The organism is Stenotrophomonas sp. NY11291 (assembly GCF_023277365.1).
Classification (GTDB): Bacteria; Pseudomonadota; Gammaproteobacteria; order Xanthomonadales; family Xanthomonadaceae; genus Stenotrophomonas; species Stenotrophomonas geniculata.
Genome location: NZ_CP096975.1, coordinates 3971875 through 3992748, shown reverse-complemented (window position 1 = coordinate 3992748; position 20874 = coordinate 3971875). Strand labels below are relative to the sequence as shown.

Sequence of the window (20874 nt, the reverse complement as noted above, 5' to 3'; positions counted from 1 at the left end):
GCACCGGACACAATCCATGATTCGAAGCATGACCGCCTATGCCGGCGGCGAGCGGGTCACCCCGTGGGGCACGCTGGGCTGCGAGCTGCGCTCGGTCAACCACCGCTTCCTGGAGGTCGGCACCCGCCTGCCCGAGGAACTGCGGGCGCTCGAACCGCAGCTGCGCGAGCGCATCGCCGCACGCCTGAGCCGTGGCAAGCTGGATCTGGTGATGCGCCTGCGCGCGCCGGAAGCGGCGGCCAACCTGCAGGTGGACGAGGCCCTGCTGGGCCAGCTGGGCCGCCTGGCCCACCGCCTGACCTCCGATTTCCCCAACCTGCAGGTCAGCTTCACCGACCTGCTGCAGCTGCCGGGCGTGACCCGTGGCGAGGCCACCGATGCCGCCGCCCTGCAGGTCGAGGCACTGGCCCTGCTGGACCAGGTGCTGGACGGCTTCGTCGAGGCCCGTGAGCGCGAAGGCGGCAAGTTGTCGGCCGCCATCAGCGAGCGCGTGGACGGCATCGAACGCATCGCCACCGAAGTCCGCACGCTGATTCCGGCCATTCGCGACGGCCAGCGTGCCAAGCTGGCCGCACGCCTGGCCGACCTGCCGCACCCGGTCGATCCCGGCCGCGCCGAGCAGGAACTGGTGCTGTGGCTGCAGAAGCTGGACGTGGATGAAGAGCTGGACCGTCTTGGCAGCCACATCGTCGAGATCCGCCGCGTGCTCAAGCAGCGTGAGCCGGTCGGCCGCCGCCTGGACTTCCTGCTGCAGGAGTTCAACCGCGAAGCCAACACGCTGGGCTCGAAGTCGGTGGACAGCCGCACGTCCAATGCGGCGGTGGAACTGAAGGTGCTGATCGACCAGATCCGCGAACAGGTGCAGAACATCGAGTGATGTTGCACCCGGCGAAACGACAAGGGCGCCTTCGGGCGCCCTTGTCGTTTCCGCGCATCAGCGCACGCTGACGCCCGGTGTTCCAGCGCTCAAGCGGCCGATCACGGCTGCCTGGACGAACCCTGCGTCGTGGAAACAGGCCAGCACCGCGTCCAGCGCTTCCGGGGCGCAAGACACCAGCAGGCCACCGCTGGTCTGCGGATCGGTCAGCAGCGGCTGCCAATGGGCGGCCAAGCCCTCGGCGAAGCGCACCTCGGCGCCATACGAGGCCCAGTTGCGGTGGGAAGCGCCGGTCACGCAGCCACGCTGCAGCAGCTCCAGCGCCTGTGGCAGCAGCGGCACCTGTGCACTGTCCACCTCGGCGGCAACGCCACTGGCACGGCACACTTCCAGCAGGTGGCCGAGCAGGCCGAAGCCGGTGACGTCGGTCATGGCATGCACGCCGTCCAGCGCGGCCAGCGGCATGCCCACGCTGTTCAGGCGGGTGGTCGATTCGATCATCTGCCGGTAGCCGTCGGCATCCAGCACTTCTTTTTTCAATGCTGACGAATACACGCCCACGCCCAGCGGCTTGCCCAGCACCAGCACATCGCCGGCGCGGGCATCGGCATTGCGCTTGAGCCGCTGCGGGTCGAGCACGCCGATCGCGGCCAGGCCGTAGATGGGTTCCACCGAATCGATGCTGTGGCCGCCAGCTACCACGATGCCGGCATCGGCGCAGGCGCGTTCGCCGCCCTGCAGGATGCCGCGGATGGTGTCCTGCGGCAGCGTGTTGATCGGCATGCCGACGATGGCCAGTGCGAACAATGGCCGGGCACCCATCGCGTACAGGTCCGACAGCGCGTTGGTGGCGGCGATGCGGCCGAAGTCGAATGGATCGTCGACGATCGGCATGAAGAAATCAGTGGTGGCGACAATCGCCTGGCGGTCATCAAGGCGGTACACCGCGGCGTCGTCGCTGGTCTCGCGACCAACCAGCAGCTCAGCCGGTGCCGGAAGCGCCGGCACGCCGCGCAGCAGTTCGGTCAGCACGCCCGGCGCGATCTTGCAGCCGCAGCCGCCGCCGTGCGCCAGCGAGGTCAGGCGTTGCGGGGCATCGGCCGTTGAAGGGGCGGGGGACTGCGCGTGCGTGGCCATGCCGACATCTCCTGCGGAAACACGAATGGCGGAAGGCAGCAGGAGTCGAACCTACCAGGGAACGATCGACGCCCCCTACTGGGTTTGAAGCCCAGCCGCATGCCCGGATGCGCATGCCTTCCGAAAGTACGGCGGTAGCGGTGGGCTCAGTCGCGGGCTGCGTTCCACTGCAGGTCGCCACGCGGCCGATGCTGGTCACCGACGCGTCGAGTGTAGCCAACGCGATTGAAGAACTCCAAGATCTGGATGCTGCGCTTGCGGCCCAGGCCGATGGCATCGCGGAAAGCGGCCGCATCCACCGCGCCGCTGGCCTGCGACAGCTGCGCGACGATCGTGGCCAGCTCGGCAATGCGGGCCGGTGCATAGAACAGGTCCGGTACCACCTGGAACAGTTCGCCACGTGTGGTGGCGCGGCGCAGGACGGCGCGGACCTCGTCTTCGGCCAGGCCGATGTCGGCGGCCAGGGTGCGCACCCACGGCGGATCGAAGCCACCGGCGTGCAGTTGCGGCAGCACGCGTTCCAGCAGCAGACGCTCGCGTTCCGGTGGCGCATGGTCATGGCCGGGCAGGCGCCACCAGGCGCCCACGCGCTGCACGCTGCCGTCGTCCAGCAGGTCCTGGAGAAGCGCGTTCCACAGGCTCGTTGCCAGTGCAGGCAGGGTGCTGCGTTGCAGGCGCCCGCTGTCGACACCGGGTTCGTCAGGGCGTCGTTCATGCCAGCCACGCAGTGAGGCGATTACCTGTTCGCGTAGCACCTGCCAGTGCGCAGCGAGGATGACCACCGTGTCGTCGCGGGTGGCGATGCGCTGTGCGCCTGCAGGAAGATCGATCCGGTCGGCGGCGCGCCGGCAGTAGCGCTGCAGTGCGGCCAATGGAATTCCGGTGGCCGCCTGCTGAAGCAGCGGGCCAACATCTGCGCTGGTGGCCAGCTGTTCCAGCGCCACCAGCCACGCCAGGCGTGCAGGGCTGCGCCGCCGCCGCTGTGGCGGATCCGGATCGAGTACGACACCGCCGCCCAGCGTACGGGTTGCCGCCGAGTCGCGGGCAATGAAGCGATCGCCACACATCGCACAGACCGGCGCATCGAACACCAGTTGCACCAACTGCCCATTGCCGTGATCGTCGTCCTCCAGCAGCACCACATGGGCCTGCCGGTGCATCGTGCCCCAGTGGATATGCAGCGGCGCCCAGTCGCGCAATGGCGCGGCCAACGCGGACAGCCGCAGGCGCACATCAACGCGGGTGGTGGGCAGCAGTGCGCGCGGGTCGGCGATCCAGTCGCCACGGCGGATGTCGTCACGAGCGATGGCTGCCAGGTTCAACGCGCAGCGCTGCCCGGCCATCGCGTGGTCGCTGGCCTGGTTCTGCGCGTGGATGCTGCGTATGCGCACTTCAGTGGCAGCCGGCATCAGCTGCAGATGCTCACCCACCAAGGCGATGCCGCCATGTACCGCGCCGGTCACCAGCGTGCCGTGGCCGGCCAGCGAGAACACGCGGTCCACCGGCATGCGGAACAGTTCGCTGCGCAGTTCGGCCTCGTGCGTGCTGGCGTCGTCCGCCGCCCATGCGTGCAGCTGGGTACGCAGTGCACTGATGCCGGCATCATCGGCTGAGGTGCTGTTGCAGGCGAATACAGGGGAATCCTGTAGCGGCGTTCCGGCCAGCAGCGCAGCGATCTCGATCTCGACCCGGGCGATGCGCGCTACATCCACACGGTCGATCTTGGTCAGCGCCACCGCACCGCGGTCCACGCCCAGCAGTTGCAGGATGGCCAGATGCTCGCGGGTCTGTGGCATCACGCCGTCGTCGGCAGCGATCACCAGCAGGGCGACATCGATACCCGTGGCGCCGGCCACCATCGTGTGCACGAAGCGCTCATGGCCCGGCACGTCGACGAAACCCAGCGTCGTCGCCGGGCCTTCGACGTCCCTGCTTTCCACCGGAACATAGGCATAGCCCAGTTCGATCGATATGCCGCGCGTACGCTCTTCCTGCAGGCGATCGGTTTCGATGCCGGTCAGTGCGCGTACCAGGCTTGTTTTGCCATGGTCGATATGCCCGGCGGTGCCGACGATCATGCCTGCAGCGCGCTCCATTGGGCGAGGAAGGCCGCTTCGTCCCCGGGTTCCAGGCAGCGCAGGTCCAGCCACAACGCGTCATCGGCAATGCGGCCCAGCACCGGGCGCGGTAGCTGACGCAAGCGCTTGGCCAGGCGATCCAGTCCGCCACGGCGTGCGCTGGCAATGCGCAGTCCGGCGCTGGCAAGCTGCGCCTGTGGCTGCGCGCCGCTGCCAATCTGGCTGTGCATCGAAGCAGGCTCGAGGGTGTAGTCCGCCGCCAGCGAGGCACGCATCGGCTGCAGCAGGCGCTGGGCCTGCGCATCGATGTCGTCCTGCGTGCGCGACAGCGTGCGCAGGGTCGGCAGGCGCTGTGCCAGCAGCTCCGGTTCGCGGTACAGGGCCAGCACCGCTTCCAGCGCAGCCAGGCCCATCTTGTCCATGCGCAGCGCGCGCTTGAGCGGGTTGCGGTTGATCCGCGCGATCAGGTCGGCGCGGCCGGCGATGATGCCGGCCTGAGGCCCACCCAGCAGCTTGTCGCCACTGAACGAAACCAGATCGGCGCCGGCTGCCAGCGTTTCCTGCACAGTGGGCTCGTGCGGTAGGCCGAACGTGGCCAGATCGCACAGGCTGCCACTGCCCAGGTCCACCACCAGCGGCAGGCCATGTTCGTGCGCGATTGCCGCCATCGCAGCGGTGTCGACCTTGGCGGTGAAGCCGGTGATCGCGTAGTTGCTGGCGTGCACCTCCATCAGCAGTGCGGTGCGGGTGCCGATGGCGTTGGCGAAGTCAGCCGGATGGGTGCGGTTGGTGGTGCCTACTTCCAGCAGTCGCGCACCGGCGCTGCGCATCACGTCGGGAATGCGGAAGGCGCCACCGATCTCCACCAGTTCGCCGCGCGACACCACCACGTCGCGGCGGTTGGCCAGGCTGTTGAGCAGCAGCAGGACCGCCGCCGCGTTGTTGTTGACCATGGTGGCGGCTTCAGCGCCGGTCAGTTCGCAGATCAATGCCTGCACCCGTGCATCGCGGTCGCCGCGACGACCACGAATGACGTCGAACTCCAGATCCACCGGCGCGGTCATCGCGCGGCTGACCGCGTGCACGGCGGCATCGGGCAGCAATGCGCGCCCGAGATTGGTGTGCAGTACGGTGCCGGTCAGATTGAACATCGGCTGCAGATCCAGCCGTGCATCGGCCGCCAGTGCGGACTCGATCTCCGCGACCAGCGCCGGACCGCCAACCGCTTCCTGCAGCTGCGCGGCCGAAAGCTGGCCGGCGCTGATACGGTCGCGCAGCACCTGCAGGTGCGAACGCAGCAGCCGGGTGATACGACTATGGCCGTGGCCCTCGATCAGTGCTGCCAGGGCAGGCAGGCGCAGCAACCGGTCCAGCGAGGGCAGGGCGGAAACCGATGCCGGGGTGGAGGGCGTGGCTGTCATCGCCTCACTCGCCGTCGGATTGCCACAGCAGCGGATTCTGGCTGGCGCGCGCATAACCTTCTTCGCCCAGCAGCAGGTCCAGCGCCAACGTGCCGAGGTCATCGGCGACCGGTTCCAGTGAGGGATCCTTTTCCAGGTACAGGATCTTGCGGTAGCTGTGGCAGTGGTCGCAGGTCTCGGCACGGACCGCGCTCTCGCGCACGGCCTCGCCGCTGTCGCCATCCACATCGGCCAGGGCGCGGTAGGCGATGTCCTTGCCGGCGGTGCCACACTGGCTGCACTGCACGCGCACGTAGTGCCACTGGCATGCGCACAGCGAGCACGACAGGTAACGGTAGGACGCATAGGGTGGGCGTGCCTGCACCACGCTGACCACCGGTAGCGAGCCGCACAACGGGCACAGGCCGGGTGCATCGGCCAGCGGTTTCAGGTCGGTGGAGCGGAAGCTGTCCGCCAGCACCGCCCAGTAGACCTGCAGTGCGTTCATCACCAGCAGCGCCGCGACCGCGTCCACCGATGGCGCATCATCACGCTCCAGCACGGCATGGGCCTGCGCCTCCAGCCAGGCATCGTCGGCCGCGGCGACGCGCTGCAACTCCTGGCGGGTTTCCGCCGGCAGCCCGGCCTCGTCGGCACAGTGCTGGCACAGCGTGCGCAGCCAGTCGCGCCAGCGTCCATCCAGGTGAAGCGTGTTGGCCGGCCGCAACGGCATGCCGGCACCGGCCGCCGCACTCGACTGCTGCGCACGTGCCTGCGACTGCAGCGTCTCGCGTTGCTGTGGTGTCAGCTCGTCCAGCAGCGCCTGCTGTGCATCGGCCAACGCCGCCAGCAGCTGCAGGTAGCCGCCGATGGCACTGTGCGCGGCCAGGCTGCGCAGGCGCGTCGCGCGCTCGGCGAACAGGGACGCGACATCGGGCAGAATGATGCGCGGAACATCGCGCGAGGCCAGTGTCTCGATCTCACCGGGTTCAAGGATGCGTTGCGCCATGCAGGGCCAGCCAGAAGAACCAGCCTCCATCCTCGCCGTTGTCGGCGCTGGCGTCCAGCGTGTTCAAACAACGCAGTCGAGCAAAGCAGTCGAGCATGGCTCGACTCTACAAAAACCGGTTTCGGTCGTTGCCATGTTCATCGTGTCGACCAAGGTCGACACCCACCAAGAGCAGCTCATGCCATTCCGACAGCAGCGGGAAACTGTCGAAGGCGGGGTGGGTCCGGTTGCGGGGGTGTCCGCGGCATGGATGCCGCGGCCAAGCCCCCAAGGACGGGTTGTGGTGGTCTAATCAACTTGGACACTCGATAGGATCAATTTCAAGCATCGAGGTAGACCCATGGCAAAGCAGATCACTCAGGGCATGAGGGACGAGGCGGTTCGCCTTGTGGTTGTGGAGGGGCAGACAGTCAGGGACGTCTGCCAGCTGATGGATGTCGGCCCGACGGCGCTGAGGCGCTGGATCGAGCAATGGCGTCGAAAACATGACCCGCAGGCCGAGGCACCGCCCGTAGATGCCCAGGTCAGAATCGCCGAGCTGGAGGCCCAGAATCGCAGGCTCAAGGAGGAGCGCGACCTACTAAAAAAATCCATCGCCTTCTTCATTCGGGACAGCGATCACCGGAACAGGTGATCCAGGAATTGGGGAAGGTCGCTCCGATCCGGTTGGTGTGTCAGTTGATGGACTATCCCCGTAGCAGCTACTACGCCTGGCTGCACCGGGAGCCCCGGATTGACCGGGAACTGCTGGCCCAGGTTGATCTGGTTCGTCGCATTCATCAGTCCCACCGGGGGAGCTGTGGCTCTCGCAAGATGGCCAGGGAGCTGACCAATCGCGGCCTGCCAGTGGGTCGCTACCGCGCCCGGACGCTGATGCGCCGGGCCGGCGTCAGGGCGCGGCAGCACCGGCGGCACAAGTACCACAGTCTGGGGCCGCAGGCACTGACCGCGCCCAACGTGTTGGAACGCCAATTCAACCCGGAGGCACCCGACCAAGTTTGGGCAGGGGATATCACCTACATCCCGACCCAGCAAGGCTGGCTCTATCTGGCCATCGTGGTGGATCTGTTTGCCCGACGGATCGTGGGCTGGGCCCACTCTCACGAAGGGGATGCCTGGCTGGCCGTCAGAGCCCTGCGTGGGGCTCTGAAACAGCGTCGTCCCAACGGGCGACTACTTTTCCACTCGGATCAAGGTCGGCAGTACACCAGCCATGCCATGGCCGAAATTCTGCGTGACAACGGCATCACCCAAAGCATGAGCAGGAAGGGCAACTGCTGGGACAACGCGGTGGTGGAACGGGTTTTCGCCACCCTCAAAGGGGAGTGGCTTTACTCCAAATACCCCACTCGACAGGAGGCTGCAGCAGACATCGAGCAATTCGTGGACTGGTACAACCACCGTCGGCCGCACAGTGCCAACGGCCTTGTGCCACCTGCGCTTTGTGAAGAGCAGGTGGCCTGAACTCCCTTTGGGAGTGTCCAAAAATACTTGACCACCACAGGTTTACGGCGTCCCCCGCAACCGGACCCACCCCGCCTCTCCAAGGCAGCCAGCTTTTGACGTTGACGTTGCCTCTGCGGGTGCAGGGCCGCAGGCCCTGCCGCTACCCCTCTTCCCGGCGCCCGCGCAGGATGTCCCGGAACCACTGCCGGTGATGCTTGTACGCCCACCCGTAGGTCACCTTGCCCTGGGTCATCGCCCGCACCGACCCCTTGATCCAGATCGCCGCATAGATGTGCACCACGATGGCGCAGATCAGCACCCAGCCGAACAGCGCATGGGCAAGTACCGAGAAGCGGATCACCCCGATCGGGAAGAAGTGGCTGAAGTACTGCCGCCAGATCACGAAGCCGGTCAGCAGCAGCGCCGACAGGCATCCGATGATGGCCCAGAACAACAGCTTCTGGCCGGCATTGAAACGGCCCACCGGTGGCAGCTTCTCATCCTCGTTGCGCAGTACATCGCGCATGCCGCGCATCCACGCGCGGTCGTCGGCGGTCGGCAGGTTATCGCGCCACATGCGGAAGGCCAGCAAGGCAAAGCCCACCACCATGGCCAGGCCAACGAACGGGTGCAGGATGCGCGTCCACGGTCCACCACCGAACAGCTGGGTCAACGGGAACAGGGCAGGGTGGAACAACGCCAACCCGGACAGCGCGGTCAGCACGAAGCAGATCGCCACGATCCAGTGATTGATGCGGGTCGGCGCACGGTAGCGGATGATCTGGCGCGGGTGCGGGGCGTACTTCATGGCCGCTGCTCCTCTTCGATCTGCTTCGCCTCGTGTTCGGCTTCCTCTTCTTCCTCGTCATTGACCGTGTTGCGGCCGATGCCGATGTAATGCAGGAAGCCGGCGAAGGCGGTGGCGGCGATCGCCAGCACGCCCAGCGGCTTGGCCACGCCCTTCCAGACCTCCACCATCGGGCTGATGCGCGGGTCCTTGGGCAGGTCGGCGTAAAGCTCCGGCTTGTCCACGTGCTGCAGCACGTACATCACGTGGGTGCCACCCACGCCCTGTGGGTCGTACAGGCCGGCGTTCTCGTAGCCGCGCGATTTCAGGTCTTCCACACGGCCGGCCGCATGTTCGGTCATCGCCTGCTTGCTGCCGAAGGTGATCGCGCCGGTCGGGCAGGTCTTCACGCAGGCCGGTTCCTGGCCCACCGCCACCCGGTCCGAACACAGCGTGCATTTATAGGCCTTGTGGTCCTTCTTGGAAATGCGCGGCACGTCGAACGGGCAACCGGTCACGCAGTAACCGCAGCCGATGCAGTTTTCTTCCTGGAAGTCGACGATGCCGTTGGCGTACTGGATGATCGCGCCGGGCGATGGGCAGGCCTTCAGGCAGCCCGGGTCGCTGCAGTGCATGCAGCCTTCCTTGCGGATCAGCCACTCCAGCTTGCCCTTCTCGTCCTCGTACTCGCGGAACTTCATCACCGTCCACGACTGGTCGCTCAGGTCGGGCGGGTTGTCATAGCTGCCAACGCAGCTGCCCACTTCGTCGCGCAGGTCGTTCCATTCCATGCAGGCGACCTGGCAGGCCTTGCAGCCGATGCACTTGCTCACATCGATCAGCTTGGCGACCTGGCCGGTGTGCGCACCACGCGCCTCCGGCGAGGGCGTGGTGGTGGCCGAGCGTCGGATGATGTCCAGGGATTGCAGTGACATGGCGTGTCTCCTACACCTTCTCGACCTTGACCAGGATGCACTTCGATTCGGGCGTCTGCGAATTGCCGTCACCGATGGCATTGGTCAGCGTATTGGCGATGTAGCCGGGCTTGGCTGCACCGAGGAAACCCCAGTGGATCGGAATGCCCACCTGGTGCACGGTCTTTCCATCGATCTGCAGGGCCTTGATGCGCTTGGTCACCATCGCAACGGCTTCGATATGGCCGCGCTTGGAACTCACGCGCACGCGGCTGCCGTTGTTGATGCCCAGTTCGTCGGCCAGTGCAGCACCGATTTCGACGAACTGTTCGGGCTGGATGATGGCGTTGAGCTTGCCGTGCTTGGTCCAGAAGTGGAAATGCTCGGTCAGGCGGTAGGTGGTGGCCACGTGCGGGAACTCATCCGGCGAACCGATCTGGGCACGGTCGCTGGCGAACACGCGCGCGGCCGGGTTGTTCAGCGTCTGCGCCTGGCCGGGGCTGAGCGGGTTGCTGCGCAGCGGGGTGTCGAACGGTTCGTAGTGCTCCGGGAACGGGCCTTCGGCCATGCCGGCCTTGGCGAAGAAGCGCGCGATGCCTTCCGGGTTCATGATGAACGGGCCCATGCCGCCGGCCGGGTCTTCGTCGGCCTTGAAGTCCGGCACGTCCACGCTGCCCCAGTTCTTTCCGTTCCAGGCCAGCAGCGTGCGCCGCGGATCGAAGGGCTGGCCGGCCACGTCGCACGAGGCGCGGTTGTACATCACGCGGCGGTTGGCTGGCCACGCCCAGGCCCAGCCCAGCGTGTTGCCGATGCCGGTGGGGTCGCTGTTGTCACGCCGCGCCATCATGTTGCCGGTCGGGCCCCAGGCACCGATGTAGATCCAGCAGCCAGAGGAGGTGCTGCCGTCGTCGCGCAGGTCGCCGAACGCAGCCAGCTGCTCGCCGGCCTTGCGCACCAGTTTGGTCGGGTCCTTCGGATCGAACACATCGGCCAGCGCCTTGCCGTTGTATTCCATCGCCAGTTCTTCCGGCGTCGGCAGTTCCGGGTTGGAATACTTCCAGGCCAGATCACGCACCGGCTCCCACCACGCGCCGCCGTCCTTCTCGTACATCGCTTTGATGCGATGGAACAGCTCGGACATGATCTCGATGTCGCTGCGCGCTTCGCCCGGCGGATTGGCCCCCTTCCAGTGCCACTGCAGCCAGCGCGAGGAGTTCACCACCGCGCCGTTCTCCTCGGCGAAGGAAGTGGTCGGCAGCCGGAACACTTCGGTCTGGATCGTGCTCGGGTCGACGTCGTTCAACGCACCGTGGTTCTGCCAGAAGGCGATGGTCTCGGTTTCCAGCGGGTCCATGCTGACCATGAACTTCAGCTTGGAGAACGCATTGATCAGCTTGCCCTTGTTCGGCGCCGAGGCCAGCGGGTTGAAACCCTGGCAGATGTAGCCGTGGATCTTGCCTTCGTTCATCAGCTCGTACGCCTGCAGCATGTCGTACGGCTTGTCCAGCTTGGGCAGGTGGTCGAAGCACCAGTTGTTGTCGGCGGTGGCAGCATCGCCCCACCACGACTTCATCAGGCTGACGTGGAACTTCGGGTAGTTCTGCCAGAACGACATCTGGTTGGCGCGCAGCGGCTTCTGCGTGCGCTTGGCGATGTAGTCGTCGTAGTCCTGCTCGTCCTGCTTCGGCAGCGTCAGGTAGCCAGGCAGCAGGTCGGACATCAGGCCGATGTCGGTCAGGCCCTGGATGTTGGAATGCCCGCGCAGCGCGTTCATGCCACCACCGGCCACGCCGATGTTGCCCAGCAGCAGCTGCACCATGGTGCCGGCACGCACGTTCTGCGCACCCACCGAGTGCTGCGTCCAGCCCAGCGCGTACAGGATGGTCATCGCCTTGTCCTTGCCGGCGGTGGACGCGATCATCTCCCAGACCTGCCGGATGCTGTCGGCGGGCGTGCCGCAGATGCGCTCGACCATCTCCACGGTGTAGCGCGCGTAGTGCTGCTTGAGCAGGTTGTAGACGCAGCGCGGGTCCTTCAGCGTCGGGTCGCTGCGCACGAAGCCATCGTCACCGTAGGCATAGTCCCAGCTGGAACGGTCGTAGCTGCGCTTTTCTTCGTTGTAGCCCGAATACAGGCCGTCCTTGAAGGCGAACTCGTCCTTCACCAGGAACGACATGTCGGTGTAGTTCAGCACGTACTCGTGCTGGATGCGGTCCTCGGTCAACAGGTAGTTGATCAGGCCGCCCAGGAACACGATGTCGGTACCGGTGCGGATCGGCGCGTACACGTCGGCCACCGCGGCCGAGCGGTTGAAGCGCGGATCGACCACGATCAGCCGGGCCTTGTTGTGTGCCTTGGCCTCGGTCACCCATTTGAACCCGCACGGGTGCGCCTCGGCGGCATTGCCACCCATGATCAGGATCAGGTCGGCATTCTTGATGTCGACCCAGTGATTCGTCATCGCACCACGGCCTAGCGTCGGGGCAAGACCTGCCACCGTCGGGCCGTGTCAGACACGTGCCTGGTTGTCGAATGCCAGCATGCCAAGGGAGCGGACGACCTTGTGGGTCAGCACCGCGGTTTCATTGCTGGTGGCCGAGGCTGCCAGCATGCCGGTGGTCAGCCAGCGGTTGACCGTCTGCCCGGCCTCGTTCTTCTGCACGAAATTGGCATCGCGGTCTTCCTTCATCAGCCGTGCGATGCGGTCCAGCGCATCGTCCCAGCTCAGCCGCTTCCACTCGTTCGAGCCGGGCGCGCGGTACTCGGGGTAGAGCAGGCGCGACTTGCTGTGGATGATGTCGGCCAGGCCGGCACCCTTCGGGCACAGCGTGCCGCGGTTGACCGGATGGTCAGGGTCGCCTTCGATATGGAAGATGCTCGGCTCGGCGTTCTTGGCGCCATCGCCGAGGCTGTACATCAGGATGCCGCAGGCCACCGAACAGTAGGTACAGGTGTTGCGGGTCTCGGTCGCGCGGGTCAGCTTGTACTGCCTGACCTCCGCGAGCGCGATGCCGGGCGCGAAGCCCATCAGTGCCAGACTGGAGCCGACCAGGGTTGTCCCGGTCACTTTCAGGAACTGGCGGCGGCTCATCGATGGCATGCCGTTCTCCTGGGATGGCGGGGAGGCGCAGGCCTCCGGGCTGTCGTTGGGTACGGCCCGGTTATAGCACAGGCCCCCGCACGCCCATGTGGCACAAGGCCCGGCGCCTGCCGGGCGGGCGCGCAACGGGGCGGCTCTGGTAAAGTTGCGTGCCCGCACCCCGGGGAAAGCGTCTGCCGGGCCTGGTTCCAGGATGTTCCGCGCAGCCCCCGCCGTCCTGGCGCGATCCTCCGCGCCGGATCTGGAACATCGAGGAAAAATTTTGCGAAATCAACCCGTTGGATCCCCCGCATGAGCGCACCGTCGAAGCCGTCGGAGGCCGTTGCGCGCGGCACGCTGTACATCGTTGCCGCCCCGTCCGGTGCCGGCAAGAGCAGCATCGTCAATGCCACCCTGGCGCGTGACCCGCAGATCGCCCTGTCGATCTCCTTCACCTCGCGTGCGATGCGCCCGGGTGAAGTGAACGGCCAGCACTACCATTTCGTCTCTGCGGAAAAGTTCGAGGAAATGATCGCCGCCGGCGACTTCTTCGAGCATGCCTGGGTGCATGGCGACTGGAAGGGCACCGCCCGCCAATCAGTTGAACCGCAGCTGGCCGCCGGCCAGGACGTGCTGCTGGAGATCGACTGGCAGGGCGCGCAGCAGGTGCGCCAGCTGGTGCCGGGCACGGTCACCGTGTTCATCCTGCCGCCGTCCAAGCAGGCCCTGCAGGACCGCATGCGCAAGCGCGGCCAGGACAGCGAGGCGGTCATCGCCCAGCGCCTGGGCGCGGCCCGTGACGAGATGCTGCACTTCAACGAGTTCGACTACGTCATCGTCAACGAGGTGTTCGACACCGCCGTCGACGAGCTGTGCGCCATCTTCACCGCCAGCCGCCTGCGCCGGGAGGCCCAGAAGGTCCGCCACGCCGGCCTGATCCAGGCCCTGTTGACCCCTGATTCGGGCGCAACTGACTGATTCCAAAAGAATCGGGTGAGGGTTGGCTTGATTTTGTCCAGCCCCTGCCAGTACACTCCGTCCCCTTTCCCTCATTCGACTGAGCGGCCGACCGGTCGCCGGGAGCCCGTATGGCCCGCATCACCGTAGAAGATTGCCTGGAAGTCGTTAACAACCGTTTCGAACTGGTCATGATGGCTTCCAAGCGTGCCCGCCAGCTCGCCAACGGCGTGCAGGCCACGCTGGACAACAGCGAGACCGAGGACAAGCCGACCGTGCTGGCGCTGCGCGAAATCGCCGCCCGCAAGATCGACAACGCGCTGATCGACGAAGTCGAGAAGGCCGAGCGTGAGCGCGCCGAGCGCGAAGCGCTGGAGTGGGCCGCCGCCGAAGTGGTCGCCGACGAAGACATGTCCAAGAACGACGATTGATCGCATCGATCAACGTCATTGCTGGATCGCCGAACAGCCCGCCCCGTGCGGGCTGTTTCGCATTCAGGATTTGCCGTAAACGTCGCGCTGGAATAGGCTTCGGGCATGAACCCAGGCCCCACTGCCAAGGTCGCCGCAGCCCCCGCTGCCGCCGTACCCGACTACGTCCTCCAGCTTGAACGCGCCGCCCATTACCTGCCGCCGGAACAGCTGCCGCTGTTGCGCCGCGCCTGGGAAGTCGGAGCCGCCGCGCACGCTGGGCAGACGCGCAAGTCGGGCGAGCCCTATATCACCCATCCGGTGGCCGTGGCCCAGGTGCTGGCCGAGCTCGGCCTGGACGTGGAAGCGCTGATCGCCGCGATCCTGCACGACACCATCGAAGACACCCCGCTGACCCGTGAGGCGCTGGCTGCCGAGTTCGGCGAAGCCGTGGCCGAACTGGTCGACGGCGTGACCAAGCTGGACAAGCTGAAGTTCCGCGACCGCCAGGAAGCGGCCGCCGAGAGCTTCCGCAAGATGCTGCTGGCAATGTCGCGCGACCTGCGCGTGATCATGATCAAGCTGGCCGATCGCCTGCACAACATGCGCACGCTGGGCGCGCAGAGCCGCGAAGCGCGCGGCCGCATCGCCCGCGAGACGCTGGAGATCTATGCGCCCATCGCCCAGCGCCTGGGCATGAGCCTGGTCAAGAGCGAGTTGCAGAACCTAGGCTTCAAGGCGCTGTATCCGTGGCGCCACGCGATCCTGGAAAAGCACATCCGCAGCCAGCCGGTGGTACGCCGCGAAGCGCTGGCGCAGGTGGAAGTACAGCTGTCGCAGCGGCTGGCGAAGGAGGGCATCGAGCACCGCCTGGTCAGTCGCATCAAGACGCCGTGGAGCATCTACAACAAGATGCGCGACGAGAACAAATCCTTCGACCAGGTGATGGACGTGTTCGGCTTCCGCCTGGTCGTGCGCAGCGTACCCAGCTGCTACCACGCGCTGGGGTCGGTGCATGCCACCTTCAAACCGCTGGATGGCCGCTTCCGCGACTTCATCGCCATCCCCAAGGCCAACGGTTACCAGTCGCTGCACACGGTGCTGTTCGGGCCGTATGGCTCGCCGATCGAAGTGCAGATCCGTACCGAGGAAATGGACCTGATCGCCGAGCGCGGCGTGGCCGCGCACTGGACCTACAAGTTCGGCGGCGATTCACCCAACAGCGCGCAGAGCCGTGCGCACGCCTGGATCGTCGAACTGATCGATTCGCAGCGTGCTGCTGGTTCCTCGCTGGAGTTCCTCGACAACGTCAAGGTCGACCTGTTCCCGGACGAGGTCTACCTGTTCACCCCGAAGGGCAAGATCCTGGCGCTGCCGCGCAACTCCACCGCGCTCGATTTCGCCTACGCCGTGCATACCGACGTCGGCAACATGGCCGTGGCCTCGCGCGTGGACAAGAAACTGGTGCCGCTGCGTACCAAGCTGGTGTCGGGCCAGTCGGTGGAGATCATCACCGCACGCTCGGCCACGCCGAAACCGCAGTGGCTGGAATTCGTGGTCACCAGCAAGGCGCGCACCGCCATCCGCCACCAGCTCAAGCAGCTGGAGCACGAGGACGCCGTGCAGCTGGGCCACCGCATGCTCGACCGCGCGCTGGAAGCGATGGATTCGTCGCTGGAACGGCTGCCGAAGGGGCGCCTGGATGCGTTCCTGGCCGAGCATCGTTTCCCACGCCTGGAGGCGCTGCTGGCCGAGGTCGCACTGGGCAACTGGATGCCGACCCAGGCCGCGCAGGCGCTGATGGCCTACGCCGAACTGCGTGGCGGCCCGCATTCGCGCCACCACTCGCAGGAAAAGATCCTGATCAACGGCAGCGAGCGCGGCGTGGTCACTTTCGCCGGCTGCTGCCAGCCGATTCCCGGCGACGAGATCATGGGCTACCACACCGCCGGCAAGGGCATCGTGGTGCACCGCATGGACTGCCCGAACCTGGCCGAACTGCGCAAGTCGCCCGAGCGCTGGGTGCCGATCGGCTGGGACACCACCGTTTCCGGCGACTACGACACCTCGCTGGTGGTGGAAGTGGAGAACGGCACCGGCGTGCTGGCGCAGCTGGCCGCCGCCATCGCGCAGAGCCATTCCAACATCGAGCGCGTGGATTACCTGGACCGCGACTTCAACGCCGCCGTGCTGGCGTTCAACATCCAGGTACGCGACCGCAACCACCTGGCCGAAGTGATGCGCCGCCTGCGCCGCCTGTCGGTCGTGCAGTCGGTACGCCGCCAGTAGAGCCACGCCATGGGTGGATGCTTTCTGTAGAGCCGAGCCCATGCTCGGCTGCTCCAGCCCGAGGCAGCCGAGCATGGGCTCGGCTCTACAGACGGCGCATCACATGACCGGATTGCCGTAGATCCACGCCATGCGTGGATGCACCCCCACCCGGTACAATCACCGCTCTGTTTTCCCCCAACCCACCGGAGCGACCATGTCCCGCCAGATCATCAACACCGAAAAGGCCCCCGCCGCCATCGGCCCGTACTCGCAGGCCGTGCGCGCCGGCAATACCGTGTATTTCTCCGGCCAGATCCCGCTCGACCCGGCCACCGGCGATATCGTCGGCGCCGGTGACGTCGAAGCACAGGCCCGCCGCGCCTTCGACAACCTCAAGGCCGTGGCCGAAGCCGCCGGCGGCTCGCTGGACAAGGTCGTGCGCCTGGGCCTGTACCTGACCGACCTGGGCGAGTTCGCCAAGGTCAACGCGGTCATGCAGGACTACTTCCAGGCCCCGTACCCGGCCCGTTCCACCATCGAAGTCTCCGGCCTGCCGAAGGGCGCCAACTTCGAGGTCGACGCGGTGATGGTCATCGACTGACCGCCACGTGGCACGCAAGGCGGCGGTCACCCCGGTCCTGTCACCGTCCGGCGAAGCATCCCTGGCGATGCTCGCGGGCGTCGGTCCGGCCGTGGCCGCCAAACTGCAGGCGCGTGGCCTGGCCACCCTGCAGGATCTCTGGCTTCATCTGCCGCTGCGCTATGAAGACCGGACCCGGCTGACCCGCATCGAAGACCTGCGTAACGGCGTGCCGGCGCAGGTGGAAGGGCGGGTGGTCGCGGTCGAGCGCGGCATGCGCTACCGGCCGATGCTGAAAGTGGCAGTGGAAGACGAAGGGCGGGGCACCCTGGTGCTGCGCTTCTTCCACTTCCGCCAGCAGCAGGTCGGCCAGTTCGCGGTCGGCAACCGGCTGCGCTGCTTCGGCACGCCCAAACCGGGCCAGCTCGGCCTGGAAATCGTCCACCCCAGCTACCAGCTCCTGGGCCGCAACGACGATCCCGAACTCGGTGACCGCCTCGACCCGGTGTATCCCACCGTCGAAGGCGTCGGCCCGATGACCATGCGCAAGCTGATCGGCCAGGCGCTGGACCGCCTGCCCGAGGAAGGCACGCTGGAACTGCTGCCCAGCGGCTGGCTCGATGGCCTCGGCCTGCCGTCGCTGCGCAGTGCGCTGCTGACCGTGCACCGGCCGCCGCCGGATGCCGACCTGGCCGCGCTGGCGGCCGGCACTCATCCAGCGCAGCGTCGCCTGGCGATGGAAGAGCTGCTGGCCCATCACCTCAGCCTGCGTCGCCAGCGTATCGCGCTGCAGGCGCATCATGCGCCGCCGCTGGCCGGCCCCGGCAAGCTGGCCAAGGCGCTGCTGAAGCAGCTGCCGTTCGCCCTGACCGGCGCACAGGCGCGCGTGTTCAAGCAGATCCGCGAGGACCTCGCGCGCCCCAGCCCGATGCTGCGGCTGGTGCAGGGCGATGTCGGCTCCGGCAAGACCGTGGTCGCCGCGCTGGCTGCGATGCTGGCGGTGGAGCAGGGCAAACAGGTTGCGCTGGCAGCACCGACTGAGCTGCTGGCCGAACAACATCTCAACAATCTGCGCGGCTGGCTGGAACCGCTCGGCGTGCGCATCGCCTGGCTGGCCGGCAAGGTCACCGGCAAGGCGCGCGCCAAGGTGATGGAGCAGGTCGCCAGCGGCGAAGCGCAGGTGGTGGTGGGTACCCACGCGCTGATGCAGGAGGCGGTGGTGTTCCAGGACCTGGCCCTGGCCATCGTCGACGAGCAGCATCGCTTCGGCGTGCACCAGCGGCTGGCGCTGCGTGACAAGGGCGCAGGCGGCAACAGCGTGCCGCACCAGCTGGTGATGACCGCAACACCGATTCCGCGCACGCTGGCGATGTCCGAATACGCCGACCTGGATGTCTCGGCCATCGACGAACTGCCGCCGGGCCGCACCCCGGTGCAGACCGTCGCATTGAACAACGATCGTCGCCCGGAGCTGATCGAGCGCATCGCCCTGGCCTGCCAGGAAGGGCGGCAGGTGTACTGGGTGTGCACGCTCATCGAGGAAAGCGAAGAGCTGGACGCCACGCCCGCGCAGGCCACCTACGAATCGCTGCAGGCGCTGCTGCCTGGCGTACGCGTGGGGCTGGTGCATGGCCGCCTGAAAGCTGCGGAAAAGCTGGCCACGATGGTGGCGTTCAAGGCCGGGCAGATCGACCTGCTGGTGGCGACCACCGTCATCGAAGTGGGCGTGGACGTACCGAACGCCTCGTTGATGGTGATCGAGAACGCCGAACGCCTCGGCCTGGCCCAGCTGCACCAGCTGCGCGGCCGTGTTGGCCGCGGTTCGGCGGTGTCGCGCTGCGTGCTGCTGTACCAGGCACCGCTCTCGCAGATGGCACGCGAGCGCCTGCAGACCATGCGCGAAACCAACGACGGTTTCGTCATTGCCGAAAAGGACCTGGAACTGCGCGGCCCCGGCGAACTGCTCGGCACCCGCCAGACCGGCCTGGCCGGTTTCCGCATCGCCGACCTGGCCCGCGATGCCGGCCTGCTGCCCGGCGTGCACGACCTGGCCGAGCGCCTGCTGGCCCAGCAACCCACGCTGGCCGACCGCGTGGTGCAGCGCTGGATCGGCACCGCCGTGCGTTACGCCTCGGCGTAAGGCACGGGCTCTGACCCCATTCCCGGCATGCCCATCCACGCATGGCGTGGATCTACTGTAGAGCCGAGCCTACGCTCGGCTGCCGTTCGCGCTGCGCGCGTGAGTCGAGCATGGCTCGACTCTACAGAGAGCCTTTCGATCATTTCCATCTTCATCCACGCATCGCGTGGATGTGTCGACCAAGGTCGACACCCACTAACAGCTGCGGAGAACTGTCGAAGGCGGGGTGGGTCCGGTTGCGGGGGCGTGAGCCGCATGGATGCGGCGACCGAGCTTACATGGACGTACTTGCAGCGTCCCCCGCCACCGGACCCACCCCGCCATACCCCAGGAAACCAGCTTTCGACGTTGCTGTTGCCGTTGCCGTTGCTCCTGCCTCTGCAGGTGCAGGTGCAGGGCGCAGCCCTGCCAGAACCCCAACACCCCGTACTTGCAACGGTCATCAACCCGGTCCACACTTCGTTGCCGATCTGAAGACGGCAACGATGACCCACAAGATCCCGCTGTTGATCGACACCGACCCCGGTGTGGACGACGCCCTGGCCCTGCTGATGGCCTTCGCCGATGAACGGCACGACGTGGTCGCCCTGACCATCGCCGCCGGCAATGTCGGCCTCGAGTACACCGTCCGCAACGCCCTCAAGCTCTGCGACATCGTCGGCCGCGCCGACGTGCCGGTGTTTGCCGGCAGCCCGGATCCGCTGCTGCATCCCTCCGTCGACGCTGCCCACGTGCATGGCCGTGACGGCTACGGCGACGTGGACCTGCCGCCGCCGAGCCGCCGGGCCGAAGCCGAGCACGCCGCGCTGGCCATCCTGCGCCTGTCGCACGAGCACGCCGGCGAACTGATGCTGGTGATGCTCGGCCCGCTGACCAACCTGGCCCTGGCACTGAAGCTGGACCCGACCCTGCCACAGCGCATCAAGCGCATCGTGGTGATGGGCGGCGCGGTCACCTGCCACGGCAACATCACCCCGGCGGCCGAATTCAACATCGCCTTCGACCCGGAAGCGGCGCACGTGGTGTTCACCTCGTTCAAGCACCTGCTGGTGTCGGACTGGGAAGCTACCGTCGCCCATGGCCTGCCGCTGCAGGACGCCGAGAAGTGGCTGCAGGCCGATTCCGATCGCGCCCGCTTCTACGAGCTGATCTCGCGCAAGACCCGTGGCCTGTCCGAAGACAGCAAGGGCGGCCGCTGGTACACCGCCGATGCGGTGGCCATGGCCTGGGCGCTGAACCCGGAAGGGCAGCTGCGGGTCGAGTCGCGCCCGCTGAACGTGGAGCTGAACGGCACGTTCAGCCGCGGCGCCACCATCGTCGACTGGAACCGCCAGACCGGCCAGCCGGACAACTGCGATCTGCTGATGGCCTACGACCAGCAGCGTTTCGAGGCCCTGGTGCGCCAGGCCCTGGGCGCGGACTGAAGCCGATTGACCCGCACCGGTTGCCCCGAGCGGCAACCGGTGCTTATAATGCCGCTCTTGACCACCAGCCCATTTACGGTGTGAGCCCATGAAGGCCGATATCCATCCGAACTACCGCGACGTCGTCTTCCATGACGTCACCTCCGATTTCAAGATCCTGACCCGCTCGACCATGGCGACGAAGGAAACCATCAAGTGGGAAGACGGCAACGACTACCCGCTGGTGAAGGTTGAAATTTCCTCGGCTTCGCACCCGTTCTACACGGGCAAGCACAAGGTCATCGACACCTCGGGCCGTATCGACAAGTTCCAGAAGCGCTACGCGCGCTGATCTGTCGATCCAGCTTCGAACCAACGGCCGCGCT

General features: G+C 66.6%; 16 protein-coding genes and 1 tRNA gene. 9 read left to right on the top strand and 8 right to left on the bottom strand.

Going from position 1 to position 20874, the window contains the following annotated elements; translation table 11 throughout:
• The first annotated feature begins 16 nt into the window (after nucleotides 1-16).
• Nucleotides 17-877: a YicC/YloC family endoribonuclease gene (locus M1L61_RS18600; protein ID WP_019661992.1), complete on the top strand. Its 861-nt coding sequence runs from the start codon at nucleotides 17-19 to the stop codon at nucleotides 875-877.
• 57 nt (nucleotides 878-934) lie between these two features.
• Here the strand turns inward: M1L61_RS18600 and selD are convergent, their stop codons facing one another.
• From selD to fdhE, 5 genes are all read right to left on the bottom strand, one after another.
• A complete protein-coding gene (gene selD / locus M1L61_RS18595) occupies nucleotides 935-2014 on the bottom strand; it encodes a selenide, water dikinase SelD (protein WP_248853902.1) in 1080 nt (359 codons plus the stop codon).
• 26 nt (nucleotides 2015-2040) lie between these two features.
• Nucleotides 2041-2136: transfer RNA gene (locus tag M1L61_RS18590), tRNA-Sec, on the bottom strand.
• 24 nt (nucleotides 2137-2160) lie between these two features.
• Complete coding sequence (gene selB, locus M1L61_RS18585) at nucleotides 2161-4092, bottom strand: selenocysteine-specific translation elongation factor (protein WP_248853901.1); 1932 nt, start codon at nucleotides 4090-4092, stop codon at nucleotides 2161-2163.
• Nucleotides 4089-5513, bottom strand: coding sequence for an L-seryl-tRNA(Sec) selenium transferase (gene selA / locus M1L61_RS18580; RefSeq protein ID WP_071306602.1), 1425 nt, complete (start codon nucleotides 5511-5513; stop codon nucleotides 4089-4091). The genes selB and selA overlap by 4 nt, the downstream gene beginning before the upstream one ends.
• Nucleotides 5514-5517: 4 nt before the next feature.
• A complete protein-coding gene (gene fdhE, locus M1L61_RS18575; protein WP_143994197.1) occupies nucleotides 5518-6501 on the bottom strand; it encodes a formate dehydrogenase accessory protein FdhE in 984 nt (327 codons plus the stop codon).
• Between the two features lie 340 nt (nucleotides 6502-6841).
• Here fdhE and M1L61_RS18570 point away from each other — a divergent pair.
• Nucleotides 6842-7965, top strand: a protein-coding gene (locus M1L61_RS18570; protein WP_231298559.1) for an IS3 family transposase whose coding sequence is annotated in 2 segments (ribosomal slippage) — nucleotides 6842-7082 and nucleotides 7082-7965 — 1125 coding nt in all. Because the reading frame shifts where the segments join, the coding sequence is not laid out codon by codon here.
• Between the two features lie 142 nt (nucleotides 7966-8107).
• Here the strand turns inward: M1L61_RS18570 and M1L61_RS18565 are convergent.
• The 3 genes from M1L61_RS18565 to fdnG are packed head-to-tail and all read right to left on the bottom strand — an operon-like array spanning nucleotide 8108 to nucleotide 12748.
• Nucleotides 8108-8755 (bottom strand): formate dehydrogenase subunit gamma, encoded by a 648-nt coding sequence (locus M1L61_RS18565; RefSeq protein WP_043400330.1) that lies wholly within the window; start codon nucleotides 8753-8755, stop codon nucleotides 8108-8110.
• On the bottom strand, nucleotides 8752-9669 hold the full coding sequence (gene fdxH / locus M1L61_RS18560; protein ID WP_019338770.1) for a formate dehydrogenase subunit beta: 918 nt from the start codon (nucleotides 9667-9669) through the stop codon (nucleotides 8752-8754). The genes M1L61_RS18565 and fdxH overlap by 4 nt, the downstream gene beginning before the upstream one ends.
• A gap of 10 nt (nucleotides 9670-9679) precedes the next feature.
• Complete coding sequence (fdnG, locus tag M1L61_RS18555; RefSeq protein ID WP_248853900.1) at nucleotides 9680-12748, bottom strand: formate dehydrogenase-N subunit alpha; 3069 nt, start codon at nucleotides 12746-12748, stop codon at nucleotides 9680-9682.
• Between the two features lie 291 nt (nucleotides 12749-13039).
• Between fdnG and gmk the strand changes: the two genes are divergently transcribed.
• The 7 genes from gmk to M1L61_RS18520 all read left to right on the top strand — a co-directional run bounded on the left by gmk (nucleotide 13040) and on the right by M1L61_RS18520 (nucleotide 20840).
• The gene (gmk, locus tag M1L61_RS18550; protein WP_010484044.1) at nucleotides 13040-13705 is read left to right on the top strand and encodes a guanylate kinase; all 666 of its coding nucleotides are present in this window, start codon (nucleotides 13040-13042) and stop codon (nucleotides 13703-13705) included.
• 110 nt (nucleotides 13706-13815) lie between these two features.
• Entirely contained in the window at nucleotides 13816-14115 is a 300-nt protein-coding gene (gene rpoZ, locus M1L61_RS18545; RefSeq protein ID WP_005410877.1) for a DNA-directed RNA polymerase subunit omega, read from the top strand.
• 105 nt (nucleotides 14116-14220) lie between these two features.
• On the top strand, nucleotides 14221-16383 hold the full coding sequence (locus tag M1L61_RS18540) for a bifunctional (p)ppGpp synthetase/guanosine-3',5'-bis(diphosphate) 3'-pyrophosphohydrolase (RefSeq protein WP_010484045.1): 2163 nt from the start codon (nucleotides 14221-14223) through the stop codon (nucleotides 16381-16383).
• Nucleotides 16384-16579: 196 nt separating this feature from the next.
• A complete protein-coding gene (locus tag M1L61_RS18535) occupies nucleotides 16580-16966 on the top strand; it encodes a RidA family protein (RefSeq protein ID WP_005410875.1) in 387 nt (128 codons plus the stop codon).
• 7 nt (nucleotides 16967-16973) lie between these two features.
• Entirely contained in the window at nucleotides 16974-19085 is a 2112-nt protein-coding gene (gene recG / locus M1L61_RS18530) for an ATP-dependent DNA helicase RecG (RefSeq protein WP_248853899.1), read from the top strand.
• Between the two features lie 485 nt (nucleotides 19086-19570).
• On the top strand, nucleotides 19571-20509 hold the full coding sequence (locus M1L61_RS18525; RefSeq protein ID WP_248853898.1) for a nucleoside hydrolase: 939 nt from the start codon (nucleotides 19571-19573) through the stop codon (nucleotides 20507-20509).
• Between the two features lie 88 nt (nucleotides 20510-20597).
• On the top strand, nucleotides 20598-20840 hold the full coding sequence (locus tag M1L61_RS18520; protein ID WP_010484049.1) for a type B 50S ribosomal protein L31: 243 nt from the start codon (nucleotides 20598-20600) through the stop codon (nucleotides 20838-20840).
• Nucleotides 20841-20874 lie beyond the last annotated feature (34 nt).